We start from the raw sequence: 544 nt of genomic DNA, 5'->3' as shown, positions 1-544 counted from the left end.
GTACATGAACACATGGTCTACGTTTCCCGAACGCGCCGGAACGGTCGTCGTCGGGGCCGGCTGTGTCGGTTGTAGCGCGGCGTATCACCTCGCCGAGTCGGGTCGCGAAGACGTCGTCGTCCTCGACCGGGGTCCGCTGTTCGAGACCGGGGGGTCGACCTCTCACGCCCCCGGACTCGTGTTCCAGACGGCCGGGAACAAGCTGATGACGGAGATGGCGTCGTACACGCGCGACCTCTACGACGGGTTCGGTGACTTCCGGACGTGCGGCGGCATCGAAGTCGCCTACACCGAAGACCGCTGGGACTTCCTCAAACGCAAGCGCGAGTGGGGTCAGTCCTACGGCATCGACGAGGGCCAACTCCTCACGCCCGAGGAGGTCGAATCGCGCGTCCCGCAGATAAACGCCGACGTCATCTACGGCGGCTACTACGTCCCCTCGGACGGGAAGGCCGACGCCGTCAGCGCCGCCGAGTCGATGGCGGAGGAGGCGCGCGAGGCGGGCGTCGAGTTCTACGGCCACACCGAGGTCACGGACATCGAC

Annotated in this window: 1 protein-coding gene; it reads left to right on the top strand. The window is 66.7% G+C overall.

Going from position 1 to position 544, the window contains the following annotated elements; translation table 11 throughout:
• Nucleotides 1-4 precede the first annotated feature (4 nt).
• On the top strand, nucleotides 5-544 hold a 540-nt coding region (locus tag DVK06_RS17115; protein WP_147438166.1), incomplete at its 3' end, for an FAD-binding oxidoreductase.

The organism is Halorubrum sp. Atlit-28R, assembly GCF_003665955.1.
In the GTDB taxonomy this organism is placed as follows: Archaea; Halobacteriota; Halobacteria; order Halobacteriales; family Haloferacaceae; genus Halorubrum; species Halorubrum tropicale.
Note: the sequence above shows the minus strand (reverse complement) of the source record. Positions and strands in the feature narration are given on the sequence as shown.